This is a genomic window from Stenotrophomonas sp. P5_A8, from assembly GCF_056400545.1.
This window is the reverse complement of sequence record NZ_JBFULB010000473.1, coordinates 1-2,126: the sequence shown is the minus strand read 5'-3', so window position 1 is coordinate 2,126 and position 2,126 is coordinate 1. Positions and strand designations below refer to the sequence as shown.

The following is a 2,126-nucleotide window of genomic DNA, read 5'->3' as shown; positions in this document are numbered from 1 at the left end:
GTGCTGTACACGTCCGACACCGACAGGCCCATGGTCTGCGCCTGCACGCGGTCCACGTGCAACTGCAGCTGCGGCGCGTTTTCCAGGCCGTTGGGGCGCACGCCGGTCAGCAGGTCGCTTTCCTGTGCGGCCTTGCCGAGCAGGATGTTGCGCGCCTGCGTCAGCTGGTCGTAGCCGGCACCGCCACGGTCCTGCAGCCACATGTCGAAGCCGCCGAACTGGCCCAGGCCCTGCACGGTGGGCAGGTTGACCACGAAGATCTGCGCTTCCTTGATGCCGTAGAACGCGCCGTTCATGTTGTTGATGAACTCGGGCACGGTGACGTCGCGGTCGGCCCACGGCTTGAGCCGGATGAAGCCCATGCCGACGTTTTCGCCGGAACCGACGAAGCTGAAACCGGCCACCTGCAGCATGCCCTCGAAGCCATCCTGCTTCTCCAGCACGCCACGCATCTGCGCGAACGCCGCGTTGGTCTGCGACTTGGTCGAGCCCGGCGGCAGCTGCACGATCGCCAGCGCATAGCCCTGGTCTTCCTCGGGCAGGAAGCTGCCCGGCATGCGCGTGAACAGGAAACCGCACAGCGCGGTGAGCACCACGAACAGGATCATCCAGCGCGGGGCATGCTTCACCGCCGAGGTGATATGGCCGACGTAGGTGTTGCTGACCTTGTCGTAGTACTTGTTGAAGGTGCGGTAGACGACGTTCGGATTGTCGTTGTGCGTGGGCTTGAGGAAGGTCGCGCACAGCGCCGGGGTGAAGCCCAGCGCCAGGAACGCCGAGAACGCCATGGCGATGGCGATGGTCAGCGCGAACTGCTTGTAGATTTCGCCGGCCGCACCGCCCTGCAGGGCCGAGGGAATGAACACCGCCGCCAGCACCACGGTGATGGCTACCACCGCGCCGGTGATCTGGGTCATGGCCTTCTGGGTGGCGGCCTTGGGCGGCAGCTTCTCCTCGGTCATGATGCGTTCGACGTTCTCGATGACCACGATGGCGTCATCGACCACGATGCCGATCGCCAGCACCATCGCAAACAGGGTCAGCTGGTTGATGGTGAAACCGATGATGCTCATGCCCAGGAACGTGCCGAGCAGGGCCACCGGGATGACCAGGGTCGGGATCAGGGTGGCGCGGAAGTTCTGCAGGAAGATCAGCATCACCAGGAACACCAGCACGACCGCTTCGATCAGGGTCTTGACCACTTCCTCGATCGAGATCTTGACGAAGGTGGTGCTGTCGTACGGCGAGAACCAGCTGACACCGGCCGGGAAGCTCGGGGACAGTTCGTCCATCTTGGCGGTGACCGAATTGGCCACGTTCAAGGCGTTGGCGCCCGGCAGCAACTGGATCGCGAAGGCACCGGTGGGCTTGCCGTTGTACTGGGTGTCAAAGCCGTAGTTGTTCGCACCGAAGGCAATACGTGCGATGTCCTTGAGCAGCACGCGCGAGCCGTCGGCATTGGCGCGCAGGATGATGTTCTCGAACTCCTGCGGCGAGCTGAAGCGGCCTTCGGCCGAGACCGTGGCGGTGAAGTAGTGGCCTTCCGGGGACGGATCCGAGCCCAGCGAACCGGCCGCGAACTGCACGTTCTGGTCCTTGATCGCGGCCAGCACCTGGCTGGCGGACAGGCCGTAGCCCTGCATCTTTTCCGGGTTGAGCCAGATGTTCATGGCGTACTCGGAACCGAACTGCTGGGTGCTGCCGACGCCGGGAATACGCGAGATCTGGTCGAGCACGCGCGAACCGACGATGTCGTTGAGCGCATCCCGGTTGATGGAGGCATTGTCGGACTGCAGCGCCACCACCATCAGGAAGCCGGCGTTGGCCTTGGCCACCACCACGCCCTGCTGGGTCACCTCGGTGGGCAGGCGGGGGGTTGCCAGCGACACCTTGTTCTGCACCTGGACCTGGGCGATGTCCGCATCGGTGCCGGTCTCGAAGGTCAGGGTGATGGTGACGCGGCCGTTGGAGGCCGAGGAAGAGCTGAAGTACAGCAGGTGATCGATACCGGTCAGCTGCTGCTCGATCACCTGGGTGACCGACTTTTCGGCGGTGTCGGCGCTGGCGCCGGGGTAGGTGGCGCTCACCGTCACCTGGGGCGGTGCGATGCTTGGATAGGACTCCAC

Annotated in this window: 1 protein-coding gene; it reads right to left on the bottom strand. The window is 64.4% G+C overall.

What is annotated here, in order from left to right; translation table 11 throughout:
- Positions 1-2,126 (bottom strand): efflux RND transporter permease subunit (locus AC1DQP_RS19725; RefSeq protein WP_478052327.1); only part of this gene is annotated, 2,126 nt, incomplete at both ends.